The 23039-nt window shown below is 63.4% G+C and carries 29 protein-coding genes; 5 read left to right on the forward strand and 24 right to left on the reverse strand.

Features of this window, described 5'->3' with window-relative positions:
• Window positions 1-283: helix-turn-helix domain-containing protein (locus NKI61_RS17350; protein ID WP_352840148.1), on the reverse strand; the 283-nt coding region annotated here is incomplete at its 3' end.
• 143 nt (window positions 284-426) lie between these two features.
• On the opposite strand from NKI61_RS17350, the gene NKI61_RS17355 reads away from it, so the two are divergent.
• Window positions 427-1038 carry a class I SAM-dependent methyltransferase gene (locus NKI61_RS17355; RefSeq protein ID WP_352840149.1) on the forward strand — a complete coding sequence of 204 codons (612 nt, stop codon included), beginning with the start codon at window positions 427-429 and terminating at the stop codon, window positions 1036-1038.
• A 2-nt stretch (window positions 1039-1040) separates the two neighbouring features.
• On the opposite strand, the gene NKI61_RS17360 is transcribed toward NKI61_RS17355, so the two are convergent.
• Window positions 1041-1496: a MarR family winged helix-turn-helix transcriptional regulator gene (locus tag NKI61_RS17360; RefSeq protein WP_023727329.1), complete on the reverse strand. Its 456-nt coding sequence runs from the start codon at window positions 1494-1496 to the stop codon at window positions 1041-1043.
• 132 nt (window positions 1497-1628) lie between these two features.
• Here NKI61_RS17360 and NKI61_RS17365 point away from each other — a divergent pair, with 132 nt between their 5' ends.
• Window positions 1629-2036 (forward strand): cupin domain-containing protein, encoded by a 408-nt coding sequence (locus tag NKI61_RS17365; RefSeq protein WP_352840150.1) that lies wholly within the window; start codon window positions 1629-1631, stop codon window positions 2034-2036.
• Between the two features lie 3 nt (window positions 2037-2039).
• Here the strand turns inward: NKI61_RS17365 and NKI61_RS17370 are convergent, their stop codons facing one another.
• From NKI61_RS17370 to NKI61_RS17395, 6 genes are all read right to left on the reverse strand, one after another.
• Window positions 2040-2807 (reverse strand): YbaY family lipoprotein, encoded by a 768-nt coding sequence (locus tag NKI61_RS17370; protein ID WP_352840151.1) that lies wholly within the window; start codon window positions 2805-2807, stop codon window positions 2040-2042.
• A 69-nt stretch (window positions 2808-2876) separates the two neighbouring features.
• Window positions 2877-3350: a molybdenum cofactor biosynthesis protein MoaE gene (locus NKI61_RS17375; RefSeq protein WP_352840153.1), complete on the reverse strand. Its 474-nt coding sequence runs from the start codon at window positions 3348-3350 to the stop codon at window positions 2877-2879.
• Between the two features lie 4 nt (window positions 3351-3354).
• Complete coding sequence (gene moaD / locus NKI61_RS17380; protein WP_023673448.1) at window positions 3355-3612, reverse strand: molybdopterin converting factor subunit 1; 258 nt, start codon at window positions 3610-3612, stop codon at window positions 3355-3357.
• Window position 3613: 1 nt separating this feature from the next.
• The gene (gene pgsA / locus NKI61_RS17385) at window positions 3614-4210 is read right to left on the reverse strand and encodes a CDP-diacylglycerol--glycerol-3-phosphate 3-phosphatidyltransferase (protein ID WP_023673449.1); all 597 of its coding nucleotides are present in this window, start codon (window positions 4208-4210) and stop codon (window positions 3614-3616) included.
• A 170-nt stretch (window positions 4211-4380) separates the two neighbouring features.
• On the reverse strand, window positions 4381-6456 hold the full coding sequence (uvrC, locus tag NKI61_RS17390; protein ID WP_352840154.1) for an excinuclease ABC subunit UvrC: 2076 nt from the start codon (window positions 6454-6456) through the stop codon (window positions 4381-4383).
• Window positions 6453-7217 carry an SDR family oxidoreductase gene (locus NKI61_RS17395; RefSeq protein ID WP_023742332.1) on the reverse strand — a complete coding sequence of 255 codons (765 nt, stop codon included), beginning with the start codon at window positions 7215-7217 and terminating at the stop codon, window positions 6453-6455. The genes uvrC and NKI61_RS17395 overlap by 4 nt, the downstream gene beginning before the upstream one ends.
• A 411-nt stretch (window positions 7218-7628) precedes the next feature.
• Here NKI61_RS17395 and NKI61_RS17400 point away from each other — a divergent pair, with 411 nt between their 5' ends.
• A complete protein-coding gene (locus NKI61_RS17400) occupies window positions 7629-8279 on the forward strand; it encodes an outer membrane protein (RefSeq protein WP_023673452.1) in 651 nt (216 codons plus the stop codon).
• Window positions 8280-8342: 63 nt separating this feature from the next.
• On the opposite strand, the gene NKI61_RS17405 is transcribed toward NKI61_RS17400, so the two are convergent.
• The 3 genes from NKI61_RS17405 to NKI61_RS17415 all read right to left on the reverse strand — a co-directional run bounded on the left by NKI61_RS17405 (window position 8343) and on the right by NKI61_RS17415 (window position 10776).
• Window positions 8343-8939 (reverse strand): glutathione S-transferase family protein, encoded by a 597-nt coding sequence (locus NKI61_RS17405; RefSeq protein ID WP_023689091.1) that lies wholly within the window; start codon window positions 8937-8939, stop codon window positions 8343-8345.
• Window positions 8940-9280: 341 nt separating this feature from the next.
• Window positions 9281-9670 carry a hypothetical protein gene (locus NKI61_RS17410; protein WP_023742331.1) on the reverse strand — a complete coding sequence of 130 codons (390 nt, stop codon included), beginning with the start codon at window positions 9668-9670 and terminating at the stop codon, window positions 9281-9283.
• Window positions 9671-10047: 377 nt separating this feature from the next.
• Window positions 10048-10776: a DinB family protein gene (locus tag NKI61_RS17415; protein ID WP_023742330.1), complete on the reverse strand. Its 729-nt coding sequence runs from the start codon at window positions 10774-10776 to the stop codon at window positions 10048-10050.
• A 62-nt stretch (window positions 10777-10838) separates the two neighbouring features.
• Between NKI61_RS17415 and NKI61_RS17420 the strand changes: the two genes are divergently transcribed.
• Window positions 10839-11462, forward strand: coding sequence for a TetR family transcriptional regulator (locus NKI61_RS17420; protein WP_031198064.1), 624 nt, complete (start codon window positions 10839-10841; stop codon window positions 11460-11462).
• Window positions 11463-11559: 97 nt separating this feature from the next.
• On the opposite strand, the gene NKI61_RS17425 is transcribed toward NKI61_RS17420, so the two are convergent.
• From NKI61_RS17425 to NKI61_RS17445, 5 genes are all read right to left on the reverse strand, one after another.
• Window positions 11560-12006, reverse strand: coding sequence for a hypothetical protein (locus tag NKI61_RS17425; RefSeq protein WP_023673457.1), 447 nt, complete (start codon window positions 12004-12006; stop codon window positions 11560-11562).
• 202 nt (window positions 12007-12208) lie between these two features.
• Window positions 12209-12631, reverse strand: a complete 423-nt coding sequence (locus NKI61_RS17430) for a VOC family protein (RefSeq protein WP_023684718.1) — start codon at window positions 12629-12631, stop codon at window positions 12209-12211.
• Window positions 12619-13122: a MarR family winged helix-turn-helix transcriptional regulator gene (locus NKI61_RS17435; protein WP_023705343.1), complete on the reverse strand. Its 504-nt coding sequence runs from the start codon at window positions 13120-13122 to the stop codon at window positions 12619-12621. Before NKI61_RS17435 ends, NKI61_RS17430 begins: the two co-directional genes overlap by 13 nt.
• Window positions 13123-13361: 239 nt before the next feature.
• Window positions 13362-14210 (reverse strand): 23S rRNA (adenine(2030)-N(6))-methyltransferase RlmJ, encoded by an 849-nt coding sequence (locus tag NKI61_RS17440; RefSeq protein ID WP_023705344.1) that lies wholly within the window; start codon window positions 14208-14210, stop codon window positions 13362-13364.
• A 7-nt stretch (window positions 14211-14217) separates the two neighbouring features.
• Window positions 14218-14832, reverse strand: a complete 615-nt coding sequence (locus tag NKI61_RS17445; protein ID WP_023684715.1) for a hypothetical protein — start codon at window positions 14830-14832, stop codon at window positions 14218-14220.
• A gap of 182 nt (window positions 14833-15014) precedes the next feature.
• Here NKI61_RS17445 and NKI61_RS17450 point away from each other — a divergent pair, with 182 nt between their 5' ends.
• Window positions 15015-16172, forward strand: a complete 1158-nt coding sequence (locus NKI61_RS17450; RefSeq protein ID WP_027048820.1) for an ATP-grasp domain-containing protein — start codon at window positions 15015-15017, stop codon at window positions 16170-16172.
• Between the two features lie 58 nt (window positions 16173-16230).
• Here the strand turns inward: NKI61_RS17450 and NKI61_RS17455 are convergent, their stop codons facing one another.
• The 8 genes from NKI61_RS17455 to NKI61_RS17490 are packed head-to-tail and all read right to left on the reverse strand — an operon-like array spanning window position 16231 to window position 23013.
• Entirely contained in the window at window positions 16231-16524 is a 294-nt protein-coding gene (locus tag NKI61_RS17455) for an addiction module antidote protein (RefSeq protein ID WP_023672747.1), read from the reverse strand.
• A 1-nt stretch (window position 16525) separates the two neighbouring features.
• Entirely contained in the window at window positions 16526-16813 is a 288-nt protein-coding gene (locus NKI61_RS17460) for a type II toxin-antitoxin system RelE/ParE family toxin (protein WP_023672746.1), read from the reverse strand.
• 52 nt (window positions 16814-16865) lie between these two features.
• Window positions 16866-17870 carry a Rieske 2Fe-2S domain-containing protein gene (locus NKI61_RS17465; RefSeq protein WP_023743808.1) on the reverse strand — a complete coding sequence of 335 codons (1005 nt, stop codon included), beginning with the start codon at window positions 17868-17870 and terminating at the stop codon, window positions 16866-16868.
• Entirely contained in the window at window positions 17867-19000 is a 1134-nt protein-coding gene (locus NKI61_RS17470) for a GNAT family N-acetyltransferase (RefSeq protein ID WP_023814931.1), read from the reverse strand. Before NKI61_RS17470 ends, NKI61_RS17465 begins: the two co-directional genes overlap by 4 nt.
• Window positions 18997-20253: a F390 synthetase-related protein gene (locus NKI61_RS17475; RefSeq protein WP_023715075.1), complete on the reverse strand. Its 1257-nt coding sequence runs from the start codon at window positions 20251-20253 to the stop codon at window positions 18997-18999. The genes NKI61_RS17470 and NKI61_RS17475 overlap by 4 nt, the downstream gene beginning before the upstream one ends.
• The gene (locus tag NKI61_RS17480) at window positions 20250-21074 is read right to left on the reverse strand and encodes an MBL fold metallo-hydrolase (RefSeq protein WP_023743806.1); all 825 of its coding nucleotides are present in this window, start codon (window positions 21072-21074) and stop codon (window positions 20250-20252) included. Before NKI61_RS17480 ends, NKI61_RS17475 begins: the two co-directional genes overlap by 4 nt.
• Window positions 21071-22075: an NAD-dependent epimerase/dehydratase family protein gene (locus NKI61_RS17485; protein WP_352840156.1), complete on the reverse strand. Its 1005-nt coding sequence runs from the start codon at window positions 22073-22075 to the stop codon at window positions 21071-21073. The genes NKI61_RS17480 and NKI61_RS17485 overlap by 4 nt, the downstream gene beginning before the upstream one ends.
• Entirely contained in the window at window positions 22072-23013 is a 942-nt protein-coding gene (locus NKI61_RS17490; protein WP_352840157.1) for a 3-oxoacyl-[acyl-carrier-protein] synthase III C-terminal domain-containing protein, read from the reverse strand. The genes NKI61_RS17485 and NKI61_RS17490 overlap by 4 nt, the downstream gene beginning before the upstream one ends.
• Between the last annotated feature and the right edge of the window lie 26 nt (window positions 23014-23039).

Here is a 23039-nt window from a genome sequence, read left to right on the forward strand (position 1 = left end):
CCGTCAGGCAACTGGCATTGCGGATATTGAACAATGCAGCCGTCTGCCGATACGACAGACCTTCCTCCCACATCCGCTCAAGCACCGACAGCCTGAACGCCGCGTCATAACGATCGTACTTGGCAGATAGCCCGGCATCTCCATGGGCCTGGTACAACGCAACCCACTTGCGAACAGTGGCCGCATCAACGCCATGCATTGACGCCGCGCTCGCGTAGCCCTCATCCTCGCCTAAATAGATGTCGACAACCGAGCGCTTGAAACTCTCGCTGTATTTGGACATGCAAAACCCCCGAAGGTTGTGTCCAACTTTCGGGGGTCAGTTCATTTCGCCGGCCTTTTTTCTTGGCGTCGGACCTCCCTGCACTCCCCCGAAGATCGGTCTCAGCTAAAGTCGGCCCAGGCACCAGCGGAACCGACCCGACCATGACCAGCGCCATCCCCGGTTTCTTCCAGGGCACCGAGATGCCGTCGAGCGGCTGGTGGGAGGCGCTGTGGCCTGATCCCGCCGGCGTGCTTGCGGCAACCGGGCTGAAGCCGGGCATGGAGGTGGTCGACCTCTGCTGCGGCGACGGCTGGTTTACGCTGCCGATCGCCACGGTCGCCCGCCGTGTCATCGCCATCGATATCGACGCCGACCTGCTGGAGGCCGCGCAACGACGTCTGATCGGCGCCGGCGCGACCAATTGCGAATTCGTCGCCGGCGACGCCTACGAACTCGCGAGTCTCGTGTCCCGGCCCGTCGACTTCGTCTTCCTGGCCAACGCCTTCCACGGCGTGCCAGACCGGCCGCGGCTGGTACGTGCCGTGCGCGAAGCACTCGTCCCCGGTGGACATTTTGCGATCGTCAACTGGCACGGGCAGCCTCGCGAGACGACGACAGTGCTGGGCGAGCCGCGTGGCCCGCGAACCGAACTCAGGTTGTCACCTCAACAGACCATCGCGGATGCCGAAGCCGGCGGCCTGAAGCTTGTTAAACTGGTCGAGGTGCCGCCCTATCACTATGGGGCGATGTTCGAGAAGGCGAAGCCGGTCTGAGCTCAACGAATGAGCGGCGTGTCCCAGAGGTCGCCGAGCAGCGTTTTCAGCTCGGTGAAGCGCTTCTGCCCAAGCTCCTGCGCCCATTCCCGCTCGACGTCGAGCAGGATGTCGGCCATCTTCTGGTATGCGGCGCGCCCGCGGTCGGTGAAGTGGACGACGGTCCCGCCGCTCTCATCGGGTGCCGCCGAGCGAGTGATATAACCCATCGCTTCCAGCGTCTTCAGCAGTTGATTCATGGCCTGCTTGCTCATCGCGGCGCGCTCGGCGAGCGCGCTCGGCCGAAGGCCATCCGGGCCGGGATATTGGATCACCGCCATATGCGGCGGGCTGAGGTCCTCGAAACCCGACGCCCTGAGATCCCTGATCAGCTTGCGGTGAATGGCCATGGCCGGAACGCGCAGCAGTGCACCGATCAGCGGTGGCTTCTTTGGCGGTTCTTCCGCGGATAATGGCATTGACACTCTGGTAAATTGAGTTTACTCATTTCGGTAAATTCAATTTACCACGTGGGAGGATGAAATGCTAGACAGAGCTAGCCAGATCAGCGTAATCCGGCCGACGAGACAATCAGCCATGGCGGCCTTGCCGTGCGCTTCCTGCTTACCGGCGACCAGTCGAACGGCAGCATCGCCGCCTTCGAACTGACGGTCGCCGGCTCGCAGCGCCTGCCCGCCCCGGCGCACAGCCACGATCACTATGAAGAGACGATGTACGGGATCGAAGGCGTGCTGACGCTGACCGTCGACGGACACCGGCACGATATCGGGCCTGGGCAGGCGCTGTGCATTCCGCGCGGCGCGGTCCATCGCTTCGACAACGACACCGCCGCGACCGCCAAGGTGCTGTGCGTGGTGACACCGGCGGCGATCGGCCCGGAATATTTTCGCGAGGCCTTCGCCATCTTCAGCACTGGCGGCCCGCCAGACCGCACCAGGCTGATGGACCTGATGCGCCGGTTCGGCCTGACGCCGGCGCCCCCGCCGCCGCAGTCTTGATTCTTAGCTCGCTGCGTTGAAGCGCAAGATATCGTGGCCGTCCTTGTCGGCGATGATCAGCTTGCCGCCATCGACACGGTATGACGCCGCCTTGGCGAGCGCCTCGAACAGCGCCTTTTCCTCGGCCATGATCTCCGGCGCGCAGGCCTTGTAGGTCGAGCCGATGTCGCTGATGACGATGGTCTCGCCATCGACTTTGGCGGTGGCGAAATAGGCGTTGCACGGGCCGCTGCCGCCCGCCTTGCCGGCTTCGCTGACCCGGAACGTCGCCTGCGGCTCCGAAATCACGCCGATACCGTCGATATATTCGACTAGCCAGCTCTGGCCGGACAGCGAGGCCGAGGTCGGCTTGTCGCTCGGCGCCACCATTTTCAGCACAATGGCCTGCGGCGCCTCGCTGAGCGGATCGACCTGATAGCGCGAGTCCGTGAGGAACAGCAGCTTGTCGTCGGCGGTGATGCGCGCCTGCAGCGCATAGGTCATGTTGGGCCGGATCACCGTTGGATCGAAGCTGATCTCGAACTTGATCGGCACCTGGCCGGCCGGCGCTACCTTGCGCTCGCCGACAATGGCGGCCGGCGCATCGGCCAGCGATACATCGGCAAGTTGAACCGACAGCACGGCGTTGGGCGGCAGCGCGATGCGCTCGCGATACATCACCTCGCCTTTCAGGGTTTTTTCGGCGGCGACGGAAGGCTCGGGAACGGCCAGAACGCCGATAACCAGCGGCACAAAACCGAAGACGAAGAATTCGGCGATCCTGTCCAGCATGCCCTTGCTCCCTTTTTGCCGATGCGATTTGGCCAAGGGAATGCGGTCAATACATGGCTGCGCCGAGATTTATTCGGGCCGCGCCTTCCAGCGCGCCGCAGCCTGCTCGTCGGCGTCCTTGGCCTCGACCCAGCCGCCATCGCTGCCGTCCACGCGGTGCTCCTTCTTCCAGAAAGGCGCACGCGATTTCAGGAAATCCATCAGGAAATTCGCCGCCTCGAACGCCGCCTGCCGGTGCGAGGACGCCGCCACCACCAGCACTATGTTTTCGCCCGGTGCGATCTTGCCGTGGCGATGGATGACGGTCAGGCCTTGCAACGGCCAGCGCTGAAGCGCCTCGCCGGCGATCCGGCTGATTTCGGCCTCGGCCATGCCTGGATAGTGCTCGAGTTCCAGCGCCGACAGCTGGCCCTGCTCGTCGCGGCAAAGTCCTGAGAAGGACACCACGGCGCCGATGTCGGCGCGACCCCCGGTCAGTTTCGCGATCTCGGCGGCAACGTCGAAATCGTCGCGCTGGATGCGCACCGTCGGCGCGCCGGACATGGTGTCAGCCCCCGGTCATCGGCGGAAACAGCGCGATCTCGCGCGCGCCGGCTATCTTCTCGCGATGCTCGACATGTTCCTGGTTGATGGCGACGCGGATCACATCAGGATATTGCAGCGCGTGCTCATATTCCTCGCCACGCGATTTCAGCCAGCGCAGGAGGTCGGCCACCGTCTCGATACCGGCGGGCAGTTCGACATCCTCTTCCGGCTTGCCGATCCGTTCGCGCACCCAGGCGAAATAAATGAGCCGGGTGATCATCTCACTCGTCCATGATGTGCTTGAGGCCGGCGCGGAAATAGTCGTAGCCGGTGTAGAGCGTGACGAGGGCTGCGATCCACAGCAGCACCAGTCCGGTCTGCGTGGTCAGCGGGAAGATCTTGTCGCCGGCAGGCCCGGCCAGCAGGAAGGCGATGGCGACCATCTGGATGGCGGTCTTCCATTTGGCGAGCTGCGTCACCGGCACCGAGACTTTCAATGCAGCCAAATATTCGCGCAGCCCCGAAACCAGGATTTCGCGGCACAGGATGATGATTGCCGCCCACAGCGACCAGCCTGCGATGCCGGCATGGCGGTCGGTGTCGGCGGCGAGCAGCAGCAGGCAGGTGGCGACCAGCAGTTTATCGGCGATCGGATCCAGCATCTTGCCGATGTTGGACGTCTGCTGCCAGGCGCGCGCCAGATAGCCGTCGAGATAGTCGGTGATCGAAGCCAGCAGGAAGATGATCAACGCCGACCAGCGGGCGAAGTCGCTCGATTTCAGATGCCCCTCGAGAAAAAAGCACAGCACCACCAGCGGCACCGCGACGATGCGGGCATAGGTAAGCATGTTAGGCAGGTTGAACGCGCGCTTGGCCATATCTCAGGGACTCTTTCTGCCTGCGTACTCAAATCAGAACCGGATGTAGGGGGTCAACAGGCGAGATTCGATTGGCCAGACGAAAATAGCGCGCGATTGCCGGGATTCGAGTGGCCTGCGAGAAAAGAACGGCTGCTGCCATTTGATCGGGACAGCGGCGTCACCGGCGCTCAGCTCTCATGGAAATGATTGTAGACGAGCTTGGCGACCTGCTCTGAAATACCGTCGACCTTGACCAGATCCTCGACTGCCGCGCGGCTGACCGCCTTCGCAGTGCCGAAGGCCAGCAGCAGCGCGCGCTTGCGGCCGGGACCGATGCCGGCGATCTCGTCGAGCGGGCTCTTGACCAATTCCTTCTTGCGCCGCGCGCGGTGCGAACCGATGGCGAAGCGATGGACCTCGTCGCGCAGCCGCTGGACGAAATAGAGCACGGGATCGCGGACGGGCAGCGAAAACGAGTCCCTGCCTCTGACGAAGAAACGCTCGCGGCCGGCATCGCGGTCCTGGCCCTTGGCGATGCCGATGGCCGCCACGCGATCCTCGATGCCGAGGTCGGCGAGGATCTTGCGCACCGCGCTCATCTGGCCCTGGCCGCCATCGATCAGGATGACGTCGGGCCAGGCCGGGAAGCTGCCGGAGACGTCTTCTTCGATGTCGTCGCCTGCTCCACCGGCTGCCGCGTCGTCGGGAACGACATCGCCATGTTCCTTCAGCAGCCGCGAAAAGCGCCGTTCCATCATCTCGCGCATCATGCCGAAATCGTCACCGGGCGTGATCTCGGTCGAGCGGATGTTGAATTTGCGGTACTGGTTCTTCACAAACCCTTCCGGCCCGGCGACGACCATGGCGCCAACGGCGTTGGTGCCCATAATATGCGAATTGTCATAGACCTCGATGCGCACCGGCGGCTTCGGCAGGCCGAAGGTCTCGGCAAAGCCGGCGAGCAGCCGGCCTTGCGTGGAGGTTTCGGCCAGGCGGCGGCCGAGCGCCTCGCGGGCATTCTGCAGCGCGTTGTCGGTCAAATCCTTCTTCTCGCCGCGCTGCGGCACCGAGATCGACACTTTACGGCCGGCGCGGGTGGACAGCGCTTCGGCCAACAGTTCCTGATCCTGGACGCCTCGCGACAGAAGGATGTTCCGTGGCGTCGGCTTGTCGTCATAGAACTGCGCCAGGAACGAGCCCAGCACTTCCGCCCCCTCCAGTGCCGGATCGGCCTTGGGGAAATAGGCGCGGTTGCCCCAGTTCTGGCCGGTGCGGAAGAAAAACACCTGGATACAGACCTGGCCGCCCTCCTGATGGATGGCAAAGACATCGGCCTCGTCGACCGTGGCCGGGTTGATGCCCTGATGGCTCTGCACATGGGACAGTGCAGCCAACCGGTCGCGATAAATGGCGGCGCGCTCGAAATCGAGCTCCTGCGAGGCCTGCTGCATGGCGGCAGAGATTTCGGTCTTCACCTTCTGGCTGCGGCCCGACAGAAAATCCTTCGCCTCGCTGACCAGCTCGGCATAGTCGCTATGCGAGATCTCCCCGGTACATGGACCGGCACAGCGCTTGATCTGGTAGAGCAGGCACGGCCGGGTGCGGTTTTCGTAAAAGGAGTTGGTGCAGCTCCTGAGCAGGAAGGCGCGCTGCAGCGAATTGATGGTGCGCCCGACCGCGCCGGCCGACGCAAAAGGTCCGAAATAGTCGCCCTTGCGCGAGCGCGCACCGCGATGCTTGTAGATGCCGGGCGAGACGTGATCGCCGGTCAACAGGATGTAAGGGAACGACTTGTCGTCCCGCATCAGCACATTAAAACGCGGCCGCAAGCGCTTGATGAGATTGGCCTCGAGCAGCAGCGCTTCGATTTCGGTGCGGGTGACGACGAACTCCATCGTCGATGTCTCGCGCACCATGCGGCCGATGCGGGCGGTGTGGAACCGGCCTTGCGCGTAGTTGGTCACCCGCTTCTTCAGGCTGCGCGCCTTGCCGACATAAAGCACGTCGCCGGCAGCGTTCATCATGCGGTAGACGCCGGGCGCATTGGGCAGCCGCTTGACCAATGTCTGGATGACCTCCGCGCCGACCATGCCGTCGGCGTCGCCGGCATGCGGCGCCCAGTCTATCGCTGTGAAGGCGACATCGGGCCCGGTGGCCTCGGGCTCGACGATCTCCTCGACCGCTTCATCCTCAAGCTCGATGTCAGGCGGCATATCGTCGGCGGCGCCGGCGCGCGTCTTGTGTTTCTGGTCTGCGGGACTCATTCCACCATGCCTGTCACATCCGGCGTCTGCCATGCAAGATGCTGGCCGCCGTCGAGCGCGATCATCTGGCCGGTCACCGAGCGCGCCTCCCAGAGATAGCGGATGGTGGCGCCGAATTCGGCCAATTGCGGGCCGCGCTTCAGAATCAGGCCATCGACCTGCTTTTGGAAATCATCATCGTCCTGGCGCGCATTCTTCAGCGCCGGACCGGGACCGATGGCGTTGACGCGGATGCGCGGACCGAGCGCCTGTGCCAGCATTTCGGTCTGCGTCCACAGGGCCGACTTCGACAGCGCATAGGAGAAATAGCGCGGCGTCGGCCGCCAGACGCGCTGGTCGATGATGTTGACGATCAGCCCCTCCTGCCCTTGCGGCAAGGCGCGGGCGAAGTTTTGCGCCAACAGCGCCGGCGTCTTCACATGGATGGCGAAGTGAAGGTCCCATGCCGCCCAGTCGAAGTCCTCGACGCTATCGTCGACGAACAGCGACGCATTGTTGACAAGAAGCGTGACCGGGCCGAGCGCTGCCGCGGCGCGGCCGACGAGATCGCCAACCGCATCCATGTCGGTCAGATCGGCGGCTACCGCGCCGGCGCGGCCGCCTCCGTCCCTGATGTTCGCAGCCAGCGCGTCGGCCTCGGCGGTCGAGCGGTTGGCGTGGATGGCGACGGCAAAACCGTGCGCGGCCAGATCCTCGACGATCGCCTTGCCGATCCGCTTCCCCCCGCCCGTCACCAGCGCCGTTCCGGCGGCTTCGATCATCTGTCAATCCTCAATCTGCGCCTCAATTCGGCTGGCGGCACATTGTGACGCGTCCAGGGGTTAAATGCCGTTTCCACCTGGGGCAGGAATGTGGCGAAACGGCTTTTTCGCCGCCGGCACCGCCCCGGATTCGGGTCGGCAGGACCGCAATATAGGACGCTGAACCCGTTGCACCAAGCCGAGTGCAGTGCAGCATCGCCTGCGTACTGACATTTCGCTGTTGCGAAGATGCAACGTCAAGCTTCGGCCTCATTCGTGCCGGGGAATGACCCATTTTCAGGTTCGCTGCCGCCGCATTTTGACACGACATTCGGAACCGTTGAGTGCCAGATCCGTTTCACCCCCCGGACGGGTTGATGGCGCTCAGGACAAACAAGCCTACGTGTCTTGTGGCTTAAGGAGTAAACAACAATGCAAACCAATCTCAAATTCGCGCCGCTCGCGGTTGCGCTCGGGCTCTTCGCCCTCAGCGGTACCGCTTTTGCTGCCGATGTCGTCTCGGAAGAGCCCCCGGCGCCGGCCCCGATCGCCGAGCTCCCCGTCGCTTCCTGGGCCGGCCCGTATGCCGGTCTCAGCGCCGGCTACGGCTTCAGCGGTCATGCCAAAGTCCAGGACGGCGGCCCCGACATCAAGACCAAGGGCTTTGTCGGCGGCGTTTTCGGCGGCTACCAGTGGCAGCAGGAAAACTTCGTGTACGGTGCTGAAGCCGATCTCGGCTACAATGGCGTCAAGGGTGACAGCGGCGGCGTCAATTCCAAGGGCGGCTTCGAAGGCTCTCTGCGCGCCCGTCTGGGTTACGCCGTGACCCCGGAAATCCTGCTCTACGGCACCGGCGGCGGCGCCCTGAAGAACCAGAAGGTCTCGGTCCCCGGCGACAGCGACAGCAACACCATGCTCGGCTGGACGGCCGGCGTCGGCACCGACATCAAGATCACCGACAATGTGTTCGGCCGTGTCGAGTACCGCTACACCGACTTCGGTTCCAAGAGCTTCGACAGTGTCGGCACCAAGGTCAAAGAGAGCGACAACCGCGTCACCTTCGGCGTCGGTATGAAGTTCTAACTGTCGTTCAAGCCACGACACAAGAAAGCCGGGCCTCGCGCCCGGCTTTTTTTGTTTCGCCCGTCAGGCCGGCACAGCCACCTTCAGCCCCGGAAACTTCTCATCGAAACGCGCTGCCCAGCGGGTCAGGCGGCCGCGGCCCTTTTCCCATTTGCCGGCGAAGCGCAGAGAGAGGTAGCCGAGGCAGGCACGCAACGCCAGCTGGCCAAGCGTGATCTTCTTCGGCAGCTTCGGCGGATTGGCGTTGAGGAAATCGAGTGCGGCGGTGATCTTGGTCCACTGGCGATCGAGCCAGGGTTGATAGACCATCTCCTCCGGACGCGTGCGCCGCTCATAGACCATCGACAGCGCGCAGTCGCATATGCCGTCGGCCAGCGCCTCCAGCACTTCGGCCTCGAGGCGCTTGTCGGCATTGCGCGGCAACAACAGGCTCTTGGAAGCGCGGTTGAGATGCTGGGTGATGGCGCGGCTGTCGTGGATCGAGCGGCCGTCGTCGAGCACCAGCACCGGAATCTTGCCGAGAGGATTGGCTGACATCAGTTCAGCAGGCTTGTCCTCGGTCTTGACCGGCACCAGCTCGACGGCAATGCCGGCATGGAGTGCTGCCATGCGCACCTTGGAACTGTAGGGGGATGAGGACGCGTAGAGCAGCTTCGGCATGATCGGTTCCCTGTTTTCGGACGGCCAGTGCATGTCGCTCAACAATGCGGCTCCGGTCTTGAGAACGACGCGCGTAAAACAAAGGTCTAGAGCGCGTCGCCTGAACCCCATCGGATGCGACCGCCTTAGTGTTGGCCGATCTTCCCTGAGGGAGCAACTGCCAGAAGGGCAAAACCAGGCGGCCAATCCGCCGACAATGAAATCGCCAATGCATGTCTCACAGAAGTGGCGTCAATTTCGAGAGAACGACATGCATCAAAACAAGACCTAAATCACAACAAAAAAGCTCCCGGGAATCTGCCAGTCGGCAAAGTTCCCGGGAGCTTTGAGATGGTCCGCTGTTACTTCTTCTTGGCGGCTGGCTTTTTGGCCGGTGCAGCCTTCTTCACAGCTGCCGTCGACTTGGCGGCGGCGGCCTTCATCGGAGCCTTGGCGGCGGGTTTTGCCGCTGTCTTGGCTGCCGGCTTCTTGGCGGCGGGCTTGGCTGCTGCCTTCGCAGCAGGCTTCGCCACAGCCTTGGCGGCCGGCTTCTTGGCGGCGGGTTTCGCTGCTGCCTTGGCGGCGGGTTTTGCAACTGCCTTAGCTGCCGGCTTTGCCGCTGCCTTGGCGGCCGGCTTTGCCGCTGCCTTCGGTGCTGCCTTCTTTACTGCTGCAGGTTTCGCGGCAGCTTTCGGTGCCGCTTTCTTTGCCGGCGCTTTCGCCGCCGGCGCCTTCGTCGTGGTCTTTGCCATGCGATGCCCCTTGCGTTTGTGCCGATGGCCGTGAGTGACCCGGCGAGCTAATGCATATCTGACTCGTGCGTATCTAGCCAGCGAAGCATTACATAGAATTTTGCAGATTAAGTTTCGGTTACGCTGAGAGCATGATCGCAATGATCGGCACAGAAATCGGCAAAGAATCTTCCCGCTTCGCAGCGAACTATTGCGAGAGAAATCTCTGATATCGCGACTCACACGATCTTCTCGTCAAGCTCACATTCTCTTGCAACGCCGTCGATCTCACGCGGTCATCGGCGGCCTATCGGATGGCAACAATCATCGCACAGCAGAGGCTGATCTTGCTTCATCCCAACGGTTGCAGGAACAGCACTAAACTAGACGCGAGCTTTTTACTCGTATATCGAAAGTGGTTGGATGGAAGCCAGGAAAGACAGCACTTGAAGGGACAGCCTGTTGTGTCGGAGTTTCCCAGACGAGAAGGGAGATCGCCAGCTTCGGCGCAAGAGATGCCTAACGGAAATGGGAAACGAAGATCGGGGAATCCTCCTCCCGGGAAGCCGCGATCCCTTGGAAGCCACGGGGTGCAGGCCCCTAAGCGCCAACCGCTCGCGCACCTGCAGCCGGCGCGAAGGCTCGGCGTGGTGGAGGTGGACGGCAAACGTATCCCACGGCGGCGCAATGCCGATCTGCATCAGGATCCGCCCGATCTCGCCGCGGTGATAGCCGCCATGCGTGACGACATGTGTCAGCATTTCCTGGCGTGACATCATCGCCCTGTCGCCGTCGGTGAAGGTGAAAGCCACAGGCTCTGACATGAGCTTTGGCGAGACGGCTTCGATATAGTCGAGATACCAACGATCCATCGCAGCGACATCAGCGCTCAATTCATCGAGTGCCGGTGTGTCCTCGGTGTTGTTGGACGCATAGCCATGACGCGTGCCGGAAAGATGCGCGGCGAATATCTTCGATACGACAAGGTTGTGGTTGATGAGACGGGTCGCCGTGTGGCTCTGATCGATATGCTCCTGCTGGTCGAGGCCCGCAAGCTTCTCCAGCAATTCACCGTTCGCCCAGGCTTGATAAACGAAGAGGCTGCGGAGCAAATCCAGCGCGTCCATGGTCTATATCCTTTGCAAAAAATGTGAGTATGTTATCTATATTCTTGGCTGCTGGAGCAGACATGTCTACTCGCATTGCAAAGCCGCGCTCACGCATGCGCAAGCAGCCGCGCCAGGCGCGTTCGAGAGCGACGGTCGAGGCGCTCATCGAAGCCGGTGCTCATGTTCTGAGCGCGCTCGGCTGGGCCGGCTTCACCACCAACAAGGTGGCCGATGCGGCCGGCGTCAGCATCGGCTCGCTCTATCAATATTTTCCCGACAAGCTGTCGCTGGTCGAAGCAATTCGCCGGCGACATTTCGATCAGGTGCTGTCGGTGATCGCCGAATCAGCAGAAGGCGACAAGCCGCTCAAGCGATTCGCGCAGGAGCTGGTGCGCGGCATGATCGATGCGCACAGCATCCATCCGACGCTGCATCAGGTGCTGCTCGACGAGGCGCCGGGCGATCGCGGCTCACGCGCCGCCCATGCCTCGTTCCAGTCGCGCTATCTGGATCACTACACGGCGGCGGTGGCGCAATATCGCAGGCGCAGAAAGGACAATGAGACCGTGGCCCGGGTGCTGTCCTCAGCGGTCGAGGGCGTCATCCACAATGCCGCGCGGCGAGACATGCTCGACGCGCCGGAACTGCAGAAGCAGTTGGTCGAGCTGATCTGCGCTTACGTATCTGGTGGGAAGGCGGTGTGAGGCAGCGGCAGCAGTTCGGAGATTGGCGAATCCGGAGCGACATCAGATCTCCCCCTTGCGGGGAGATGGCAGGTTCAACGGCGGTTCTTATCCGACCTTAGCGCAGGACGCGGCAGCGGCCGTTGTAGACCATCCAGCGGTCGAAGCCCGAGACGCAGAATTCGACATTGTCGCCGATCGAGGCAAAACCCTGGCCTTCCTCGATCAAGTACCAGATGGTGCGGGCGCGGCCATCGGAAAGGCTGACGGTGGCGCCGCAATAGCGGCGGCCGATCGGCCATTCTTCGCTGGCCGGGAGATAGCGATGCTGGTGGATGCGTTGAAAATCGGTGATCGAAACATCCGGCAGATGCGGCACGTGATGCACCTGGTAGGAGAAGCGGCTGGAGATCTTGCTTAGCACCCATGCCTCGCCGCAAACGCCGCTGTCCTCGTCGGAATAGACGGAAAGGTCGGCGGCCTGTGCTGGCTGGCCAAGGGGTGCGGCCAGCGGCGTGCAAAGCGAAATCAGGGCAGCAAGAGCGGATTTGGCAAAGCGAGTCATGGCAGCCTCTCAAAGGTCGACTGCGCCCACTTTGCGGATTCGGCGGCGCGCGGTCAAGCGGTCGCCCTGACGATGGTTTCCCGCTCCGCAACCGGTTTTGCCGGTGCGAAGCTGCGAAACCACGTCCTGACCTTCGAAAAAGCTCGCCTTGCCCATTAGGAAAAGCGGCCTGCCCATGGCCGGCGGGCCGCCGAAACCCGGTTCAGCCTTGCTTGGCGTCGCCCTGCGGTATGGCGGCCGGGTCCATCCACATCGCTTCCCAGACGTGGCCGTCAGGATCGGCCAGGCTGCGATTGTACATGAAGCCATAATCCTGCTGGGCGTTGATGTCGGCGGCGCCGCCATTTTTCGCCGCCGCCTCGTTCATCGCATCGACCGCCGCGCGGCTGTCGCAGGACACGGCAAGCATGACCTCGCTCGAGGTGGCCGGCGGGATGGGGCGATCGGTGAACTGACGCCATTTGGCATGGGTGAGCAGCATGACGTTAATCGTTTCGCTCAGCACCATGCAGGCTGCGGTGTCGTCGGTGAAGTGCGGGTTGTTGTCGAAACCGAGAGCTTTGTAGAAGGCCATCGACGCAGCGAGGTCGGCGACAGGCAAGTTGACGAAGATCATACGGGGCATAGCGTCTCCTTGACAGTACACAGTTGAAACCGGACCGGCGTTGCGCCGGACCATCCTCCGATGCCTTCTCTCAACGCACCGGTTTTGCTTTGCCGCGCACCCTCTCGGTCTGCGCCTTCTGCATCGCTTCGACCTCTTGATAAGCCGAGCAAAAACTGCATCTCGGCCGCCGAATATTTCTCCAGCAATGCGTCGCCCGCCTCGAGGATCGGATGGTAGCAGCGCCGGACGAGTTCCTCGGTGCCCGCCGCGACCATGACCTTGCGCCTGTCATCGGGATCCGGCTGGCGGCTGACGAAGCCGCGCTTTTCCAGCCGGTCAATCAACGTCGTAACCGCCGCCGGCGTGAGATTTGTCTCCCTCGCTACGACGTTTGCCGGCCGCGGGCCGTGACTGATCGCGCCGAGACAGCGGCGCTCGGCAGCGCTCAGCACATAGATTTCGGCAACGGTCCCATCGAACGTTTCAACGGCATCCTGCCAGCGCGACATCGCGAAGCCTATCGCGTTGACCCGTTCCTTTTTTGTCGATCTTGGCTTCGATTCGAAATCTAATAATTAGACATCTATCTATCTGATTCTGGGATTAGCGTCAACGCCAAGCCGATTAGATGTGCATCTCCATGGTTTCGGTTCGTTGAACACAGCTGAGCATTCGCGGATGGCGCCACCGTCAAAACTTCTAGCGACTTTGTGTCTTTGCCGCGGGCGTCGCCCGCTGCGAAGCGTCGCTACTCCCCGGCCAGCCATTCCAGCGACCAGTGCGCCGGCTTTTCGACCGCCAGCAATCTGTGCAGGACCGGCAGCACGATGCGCAGTTCGCGCTCCAGCGTGAAGGGCGGGTTGACCACCACCATGCCGCTGCCGTCGAGGCTTGGTTCACGCGATGCCGGCCGGATCTCGAACTCGATGTCGAGCAGTTTTGGAACGCCGGATTGCTTGAGCGCCTTGCGGAAGGCGATGATCGCTTTGCGGTCCTTGATCGGATACCACAGCGCGTAGATGCCACCCGGCCAGCGCCTGTGCGCTTTCTGCATTCCGTCGACCAGGCGGTCGAATTCGCCGGCTTCTTCGAACGGCGGATCGATCAGCACCAGGCCGCGCTTTTCCTTTGGCGGCAGATGCGCGCCAAGCGCCAGCCAGCCGTCGAGTTCGATCACCCTTGTCTGGAAATCGCCGGCAAACAGCGTCTTCAGCCTGGCAGCATCTGCGTCGTGCAATTCGATCGCCGACAACCGGTCCTGCTTTCGCATGAGGTACCTGGCGATCAATGGCGAGCCCGGATATTTCTTCACCCCGCCATCGGGATTGAGCGAACGCACCGCTTCAAGATAGGGGGCAAGCAGCGCAGCCGCCGATTTTTCGATCGGGGCGTGGATGAGGCGGCCGATGCCGCCTTGCCATTCGCCGGTCTTTTGCGCTTCCGCCGACGAAAGATCGTAGCGGCCAATGCCGGCATGAGTGTCGACGACACGGAACGCCTTGTCCTTTTGCTTCAGATAGTCGAGCAGAAGGCTGAGCACGACATGCTTGACGACGTCGGCGAAATTGCCGGCGTGATAGGCGTGACGGTAGTTCATGCTGCGCTCATGTCGAGGAGCCTCTGCCCCAACGCGGCGGTGGCGGCTTCGAGTTCGGGTTCTCCGGCCGGCGACCGCCGAAAGCCAGAGTAAGCAGGAAGCCGATCAGGCCGACGGCCATCAGCCCATAGCCAACCGGCCGTGCGCGTTGATCGATCTCACCGGCGCCGGAGCGCAGTATCAGATCCACTGCGCGTATCGGGATATCGTCGGCGTCGCCCGGGCCGGCGGTGAAGAGATAGGCGCCTGGACTGACGGTTTCGATCACGCCGGCCTCGTCGCGAAAGATCTTGTCGGGCAGTTGCGGGCTGACCTGGCGCGGATTGTCGGCGTGGTTGAATTGCAGCGTCGAGGCAAGCACCGTGCGCCCGGCTGTGGCGGCAGTCAGCGTCAGCACGGTGCGCTGCTGCGAGACAATGCGCTCGGCCTTTGCCGTCAGGTCGACCAGCACTCTGACCGGCGCGTCGCCAGCTTTCAGCGTCACCGTCACAGGCCTAAACCGTCCCTGGTCGTAGACGCGCCAGGTGCCGATCTCGTGGCCGGAGAAATTGCTCATGGCCCAGGGATAGACGAAGCCAATGGCGGCGCCGGCAAGCAGTATCAGGACAAACAGAAAGCGCATTGAGGAGATCCGGGTGTTCGACAGATTGCCAATAACGCCCCGAAGGCCAAAAAGCGATGGCTGACGCAGCGGAGCCACCTTTGTGGAGTGCGTTGGCGGCACGCAAGCCATGTGGCACTTATGGCGAATGAAGCCTTCCGCAGAAGCATCGACTCGTCTTTTCCAACCGATGCCGGTGGCTCATGCCCAATAGCACCGTGCTGATCACCGGTGCCCGCGCGCCGGTGGCGCTGCACCTGGCGCGGCTGCTGCATGGCGCCGGTCGCCGGGTGATCCTGGCCGACAGCCCGGCCCGGCCGATCGCCGCAGCGAGCACGGCCTGCGCCGCCTACCATCGCCTGCCGCCGCCGCGCTTTGCCGCCGACGCCTATGCCAAGGCGGTGGAAGCGCTTGTCCGCGCGGAAGGCATCGAACTCGTTATCCCGACCTGCGAGGAAGTCTTTTATCTCGGTCGTCTCTGGCAGCACCGCGCCATGCCGGCCCGCCTCTTCGCACCCGAGATGGCGATGCTCGCCCGCGTTCACGACAAGCATGCCTTCATCCGGCTGGCGCAGAGCCTTGGGCTCGACGTGCCGGAAACGATACTGCTGCAAAGCGAGGCCGATCTCGACGGCGTTCGTGGCCAATCGCGCGAATTGGTGTTCAAACCTGTGTGGTCACGTTTTGCCCGTGACGTACTGCTGCGGCCATCGCCGGACGAACTCGACGCCGTCCGCCCCTCGCCCGCCGCTCCTTGGGTGGCGCAGCGCTACGTCGCCGGTGAAGAGATCAGCGCCTATGCGGTGGCGATCGAGGGTGAACTCAAAGCGCTGGCGCTCTACCGTTCGCTCTATCGCGCCGGCAAGGGCGCCGGCATCTGTTTCGAGCCGGTCGAGGATATCGCGGCGCGGCGCTTCGTCGAAACCTTCGTCGCCGGCGCCGGCTGGACCGGCCAGATATCCTTCGACCTGATGCGCGAGAACAACGGCAGGGTGCTGCCACTGGAGTGCAATCCGCGCGCCGTGAGCGGCCTGCACTTCTTTCGCGATCCGCGGCGCTTCGCCGACGCGGTCCTGGAGGATGGCGCCGAGGTGAAGCCCGACGTGACGGCGCCGCAGACGGTGAGGCTTGCGATGTGGATCTACGGGATGCCGGCGGCACTGCGCTCCGGTGGTCTCGGCAGCTTTCGCCAGGCGATGCACGATGCCGATGAGCTGCTCGACTGGCCGGGCGACCCCGCGCCGAAGCGGGCGCAGTGGCGCACGCTGGCCGAGATCGCCGGCACAGCACTGCGCCAGCGCATCAGCCTTCAGGCTGCGTCGACGCGCGATATCGAGTGGAATGGGCCGGAACAGGACTAGTCGAGTTGAAGCGGAACTTCCCGTTTTCAGCTGAGTGCGTAAGTCCTGCTAAGGTTGCCTAAACGGGATTAACTGGCTTTGCGGACAATTGCAGGCCAAGCGCCTTGGTTACGCCCAGCAATGTACTGAGGCGCGGATCGCCCTTTTCGCTCAGCGCCTTGTAGAGTGCCTCTCGGGTCACGCCGGCGTCCTTCGCTATGCTTGTCATGCCGCGGGCGCGCGCGACAATGCCGAGGGCGTGCGCAATATAAGTCGCGTCCCCGGTCTCGAACGCATCAGCGAGCAGTTCGGCTTGAGACTCAGCATCATCAAGATATTCGGCGGCGTCGAATGGTGTGGTTCTGAGGGTCATATCAAACTTCCTTTGCCATTTTCCTGGCTTTTCCGATGTCCCTGTCCTGCGAGCCTTTGTCACCGCCGCAGAGCAGGATAATGACCGTGTTGCCGCGCCGGACGAAGTACACGCGGTATCCCGGACCGTAATCTACGCGCAATTCTCCTATGCCATCGAAGAACTTGGCATCTCCCAACAGCCCAGCCTGAACGCGGACAATCCGTTGGGTGATCTTCTTTACGGCGCGAATGTCCGTGAGCCCTCTGAGCCATTTTCGGAATTCGTCAGTGGATCGAACTTCGATCATCCGTGAACTATAATTTACAGCAGAACTGGAATCAAGTGCCGTGAACTTTAGATTACAACTCGATTTGGTGCACCCGCGGCTCTGCCGCCGCCGGTGGCATCTTGCCGTCGATGATCGCCGCTATGTCGCGGCGCAGGAAATCCAGCGGGCCGATCGCCGGCTGAACCTGCGGCGATATACGGGCGTTGTCGCTGGCCGATTTCAGCACATGGCGATCCTGCTGCAGGGCAAAGGCAAAGAGCGGCCGGAAAGCAAGCGCCTTGAGTTCGCCGAACAGGCCCTGTCGCGGGCCGATCAGCCAGCCGACGCCTTCGACGGTCCGTTCGTCCGCCTGACGCAAATGGAAAGTGGTCGCCAGCGCCAAGCCGCCCTTGCCCCAATATTCGAGTTCGACGATGCCGGGATGGCGGTAGCGGCCGATGGTCTTGGCGCGCTCGCCTTCCAGCAGCCGGCTGACCAGCCCCTGTTGGCGGTCCTCGCCGGTGTAGCAGCTTTCGACCCAGCCCTTGCCGCCGGTCACCTCGACGCGCACGAGATGGCGCTTTGCGGTCAGGCCGCGCAGCACACCCTTGTGGGTGAAGTGGGTGTGAGTGGCGTCGAGAATGTTCTCGGCGGCGTCGAGCACCGTCGATCGCGCCGAGCTTCGCACCCGCTTCACGACGACATCCTTGCCTTGCATGCAATGGAGATAGGGCTCGCCCTCAGGCGTGCCTGCCGAGACGAAGACGACGCCGTCGCGCTCGATCGCGCTGTAGCGGCGGATACGGTAATGCGGGACGTCGCCGACATGGCCGGGAATGGCGGTGCAGCGCCCTTCCCCATTGTAGCGCCAGCCATGATAGGGACATTCGATCTCGCCACCGACGACCTTGCCGGTCGAGAGTTCGACCAGGCGGTGAGCGCAGCGGTCGAAGAGGGCGGCAATGCCTTTCGCCGAGCGGAACAGCACCAGTGGCGCGCCGTCGAACAGGATGCGCTTCGGCTTGGCTTTGATGTCGGCAGACCGCATCACCGCCTGCCAATAGTCTTTGTCTTTCTGCTGCCGGGTGTCGCTCAAAGTTCAAATCTCCTGAGCAGGGGAATGCCGATCTTCGCGAGCACAAATTCCATGATCCGCACCGCCATGCGTTGGCGGCGCGGCAGATGGGCAGCATAGACGGCGTTGTATTCCACCGTCGCCGCGGCGCCGCGCAAGCGTTTGAAGGCGGCGGCACCGGCGCTCATGTTGAAGAACAGGCTGTGCGCCATCGCATGATCCTGCGCCAGCGCCATCATCATGCGGTAAAGGCCTTCGCTCACCGGGAGGCCGGTGTCGTAGCCGACGATGGGCTGCGTCAGTGTCCTGCCGTTCTGAGACAAAGCGGCGACGGCGACCAGTTCACCGCCGGGACGACGCAGGCCTGCCAGTTGCAGGATGCCGCGACGGTGCGTCTCGCCGATATAGCGGGCCGTGTAGTGCGGGTTGAGCGGCGTGTATTTGTCGAGATAGAGCATCCGGTAGAGCGCTTCGGCGCGCGCATAGTCGGCCTCGGTGAAGTCGCCATTGCCGACCTGCTCGAAAGGCGTCGTGGGCAGCCGCTTGCGGTCGCGCTTCATGTCGTTGGTCATGGCCGAACCGTCGCCTGCGAAGATGTAGATCTGCCGCGCCGCCAGCATTCGAAAACCCTCCGCCTTCAGCGCTGCGATTGTCGACGGATCGGCGATCTCGTTCAGGGAGCGGATGAGAACAGCGCGATCGGGAAAACGCGCGGTGAGATCGTCGCGCATCGCCGCGACCGCGTTGCGATCGAGCAGCGGCACCGGATTGGTCGAATAGAGCCAGTTGTTGACCTGAACCTGATGGTCAAGGCCGCTCATCCTGACCAGCGGCGCGCACAGGCCGATCAGCATCCGCATCGTTTTTTGCAGCAAGGGCGAGGAGACGAAATTGCGGATCTCGTCGATGGCATAGTCGACATAGGCGCTGGACGGGCAGCAGATGTAGCAGTTCGGCGCTTCGCTTCTGTCGTTCAGCGTCAGCGGAAAGGAGCGGCCGGCGATCTCGAAGGTTTCGACAGCCACTGTCAGATTGCGCACGAGGTCGCGCACCGGCACCTCGTTGAAAAGCTGAACGAAGGCTTCGACCTCACGCGGGTTGTTTTCTACCCGGTTCGTCTGATCGAGTGGCAACATAGCGAGCCGGTTCATGATGCCGCTCCCAGGTGGCATTCGACCCGACGCAGTTTGCGGCCGGTCTCCAACGGCAGGTCCCTGCGAACAAGGCTGACCGAAGCTGTCGCCTGGCGCGCCGCCAGCAAATTGCGCACGGACTGATGGGCGGCGGTGGCGGCTTCGTCGGCAAGCCCGGGGGCCAGGCTGAGTTCGATTGCATCTTCAGCGGTCTGGACCAGGCGGAAATCGTCGATGCGCCGGTCGGCCTTGAGCACCGCATTGCGTAGTATGTCGGGCGTGACGAGGAGCTGCCCGTGCGGCGAGGCTAGCCGGAAAGCGTCGTCCATGCGGCCGACGATCTCGTCCAGCGTGCGCAGCGGCGAGCCGCAGCGGCATGGCTTTTCGGACAGCCGCAGCAAGTCGTTCATCCGGTAGCGCGCCATGATCTGGGTCCGGCGGCGAAAGGCGGTGATCAGCGGCATGACCAGGCCGTCGCCGGCCGGTTCGAACTCGAAGAACACCGAATCCTCGGCCAGATGCAGCCCGCCCTGGCGGCAGGTGACGGCGAACAGCCCTTCGGTCGCCATGTAGATCTGGTCGACCTGACCACCAAAGAATGCCTCGATGACCGGCCGGTCAACCGGGTCGAGCGTTTCGGCGGCGCTGAAGACACGCTGCGGCTTGAGCCGAAAGCCCTCGGCCGCGAAGTGCCGCAGTATCTTCGGTGGCGCGATGATCACCGTCGGCGCGAAATCTTCGAGAGCGCCGCGCCAGCTCTCCGGACCGCGCGTCAGATCGAAGAAGCGCAGGTCGATACGCCGCGATTTGCGCGCGCTATCGTAGAGCCCGGTGTTTTGCGGCAGGATCACCGCAACGCGCTGCCGGCGCCAGAGCAGATCGGGCACGGCTTTGGCCAGGATGGTGCCCAGCCAGCGGTATTTTTCCGCCTCGGAAATGACGAACAGGCCACGATTGCCCGACGTGCCGGTGCTGGAGCCGACAGTCAGCTCGCCAATGCGGCTATCGCCGGCCTGCGCCTTCCAGGCCTCGGCGGCCGAGACGCCATGAATGTTGAAGCGCTCGAAATTGCCCATCAGCGTCGCCTTGTCGGTCACCGGCAGATCGCCGAGATGACGCGGCGTCTTGCCGTAGAACGGCGCGCGCGGCAGGTCGCGGTCGAGAAAGCGGCGCAAGGCATGACCTTGCCAGCGTTCGAAATTCTCACGGCTCTTGCGCGAGAGCCATTGCGTCAACACAAACGAACGGGCCGCTTCCGTCGGCCCGTTCATGCGCTCTCTCCGGCCAGATCGTAGGCCGTCACCGCCGGATCATGACAAAGAACAACCTCGCCGCCGGTCGCCAGAAACCGGCGCAACATTACGCTGGTCGGCTCGATCGCGGCGGCATCCTCGGCCAGCAGGGTTGCCGGCAGACCGGGAGTTCGGTTTTCGACAAGGGCCGCGAACAACCATTGCGCGTCGACGGCGTAGAGCAGCGGCCGCTCCAGATTTGGGAACGAAAGGCCGAACTGGCCATCGGCATGGCCGGGCAGACCGACTGCGATGACGCTGCCGTCGCCGAACAGATCGGCGCCGCCCGGTACGCCGCCACGCGGCTCGACCTGCCGCTTCGACGACAGCCCGTCAAGTCGGGCCTCGAAGTCAGACGGGAACAGTTCCTTGAAGACGCCATGGCGCAGATTCTGCAGGGAAGTCTTGGCCTTCGCCCGCGCCCAGGCGGTGTCATTGGCGATAAGCCGAGCGTTGGGAAACAGCGACAGGCCCGACATGTGGTCGGCATGGAAATGCGTGACGATGACGGTGCGCACATCCTGCAAAGACAGGCCGAAGCGCGCCAGTACCGCGAGCGGCTGCTCGGCTTCGTTGAGCTGGGGCCGGAGGATCGCACTGTAAAGACGCAACGCCGTGCTGCGCTCGCTGCCTTGTGTCACATGCGGCGTGTAGCCGGTATCGACCAGTACGGGGCCGGCCTGCGGATGCATGATCAGGCCGTAGCGGACACGTAGCCTGACCTTCGCCCAGCTGCCGCCGCGCAGGATCAGGCGCTCGACTGCGCCGACAGAGGCGCTGTTGGCGAAGACGATCTTCACGCAGCCTCCCTGCTTTCCGTCGCCTTGCCGAATGTGCGATCGAGCCCTTCCTCGAACGACACTTTCGGCGCCCAGCCGAGGATGCGGCCTGACTTGGAAAGATCGAGGCTCTGCGCATAGGCGAACAGGCCAAGACCGTAGCGCGTCACGGGCGGTTCCGGGCAGCCGGGCAATATATTCGCTACCGTCTCCGCTATCCCGGCCGCCAGCATGGCGGGCCAGAGCGGCATTCTGCGCCAGCGCGGCTGCACGCCGGCGCGGGCGCAGGCCGCCTCGGCAATGCGGCGGACCGGCACCACTTCGCCGCCGGAGATGTTGAATACCTGTCCCTCGGCAGCGCTGCCGGCGGACAGCGCGGCAAGCACCGCATCGACGACATCCTCTATATAAGTGAGATCGATGCGCGCCTTGCCGTCGCGAAACAGCGGCAGCGGGCGCTGCCGTGCCACCTGCAGCAGACGCGGCAGCAGCGTGCGGTCGCCGGGACCGTAGAGGCCGCGCGGCCGCAGCACCACCGGGCTGATCTCAGGCGCCGCCAGCACGATCTCCTCGGCCTGCCGCTTGGTGCGGGCATAGCGGTTGACCGGAGGGGGCAAGGCCGCATTCTCGGAAACTCCGAGCTGGTCGCGATAGGCGAAACAGACCGTCGGGCTGGAGATATGGACGAAGCGGCGCACGCCTTGCCCGCGCGCGAAATCGCTGAGGTTGCGGGTAGCTGTGACATTTGCCGTCTGGAAATCCGCCAACCTGCCGAAGGGCGCGGAAAGTGCCGCGCAGTGGATGATCGCATCGACTCCGTCGAGAGCGCGCGCGGCAGCTGCATCGAACGGTTGAGACAAATCGAGCCGAACGACCCGATGACCAGCGGCTTCGAGCGCCGCGCAGCGTTTGGCGTCCCTGCCAAGACCCAGCGCCGGTGTACCCAGTGCAGCCAGCCGCGCCATGACATGCGCGCCCAGGAAGCCGCTGGCGCCGGTGACGAGGACGCGTCCCACGGTCATGCTTCCAGCGCCATGCCGCCGAACGACACGCCGGCCGAGGTGCCGAGGAACAGCACTTTGGCGCCGGGCACTATGCGTTGTTCGCGGCGCGCGACGTCGAGCGCAAAGGGGATGGAAGCGGCGATCTGATTGCCGTAGTGCGCCGCGATGTCGACGAGCTTTTCCCTGGCGAAGCCGGTCTGGCGCGCCATGTGGGCGAGCGCGAAAGGGCTTGCCTGATGCGGCACGACGAGGTCGACATCGTCGTGCCGCCAGCCGGCGCGATCGAGCAACTCCGCTACAAAGCCGTTGAAATGGCGTGACGTGACGCGAAACAGTTCCTTACCCTCCATGTGGAACAGGCTGTGGCGGGCGAATTCCTCGGGCTCCAGATGAAAGTCGAACCGGGTGCCGCCGGAGCCGATGCTGCAGGCCGCATAGGCGGAAGGGTAGGTGCGCATCAGATTGGCCGCCACCCCACCTTCGCCAGGGGCTGCCTGTTGCAGCACGGCGGCCGCCGCGCCATCGCCGAAGAGGGCCGCAATTTCCGGCTGGTCCTGCCACGGCAGGGCGCGCGAGGCGATTTCAGACGAGAACACCAGCGCCGTCCGGCATTGCCCGGCCTCGATCAGGCGCGACGCGGTCTCGAACGCTGTGAGGAAACCGAGGCAGGTGCTGTTGACGTCGAAGGCGGCCGCCGACCCATCGGCAAGGCCGAGGCGCTGCATGACCAGCGGAGCCGTCGACGGCAACGGCTGATAAGGCACGCCGCAACCGCCGATGACCAGATCGACACTGCCTGCCTCAAGTTCGGCATCGGCAAGCGCCAGACGGGCTGCGGCACAAGCAAGGTCGACCTGCGATTCGGCGTCGCAGACATAGCGTTCGATGACGCCGGTCGCGGCCTCGAAATGTCCGTCGCCAAACCCCAGCCGCGCGTCGAGGGCGCGCGACGTCACGCATCGAGCCGGCACGGCTCGCCCGG

The sequence above is a fragment of the Mesorhizobium sp. M0514 genome, from assembly GCF_040321145.1.
Lineage (GTDB): Bacteria > Pseudomonadota > Alphaproteobacteria > Rhizobiales > Rhizobiaceae > Mesorhizobium.